The 294-nt window shown below is 55.1% G+C and carries 1 protein-coding gene; it reads left to right on the plus strand.

Translation table 11 applies throughout. The annotated features are described in order from the left end of the window. The coding region (locus KDM89_RS21650) for a molybdopterin-binding domain-containing protein (protein ID WP_463322647.1) at positions 1-280 on the plus strand (280 nt) is incomplete at its 5' end. Positions 281-294 lie beyond the last annotated feature (14 nt).

Here is a 294-nt window from a genome sequence, read left to right on the forward strand (position 1 = left end):
CTTTGTGCCGACGGCCATCCTGTCACGTCAGGTCGCGGTAATACGCGAAACCGACAGCCATGCTGCGCTGATCATGAATTTACCGGGTCAGCCCAAATCGATTAAAGAAACGCTGGAAGGCTTACGGGATGCGGATGGTAAGCTGCTGTTGCCCGGCATCTTTGCTGCTGTACCGTATTGCATCGATCTGATCGGCGGCCCGTATGTGGAAACCCATGCCGCTGTATGTCAGGCGTTCCGCCCGAAATCAGCAATACGCAAACAGCCAGACCCAGCCTGAAACGGCATAGTAAG

It is taken from the genome of Cognatundibacterium luofuense (assembly GCF_018139685.1).
In the GTDB taxonomy this organism is placed as follows: Bacteria; Pseudomonadota; Gammaproteobacteria; order Burkholderiales; family Burkholderiaceae_D; genus Undibacterium; species Undibacterium luofuense.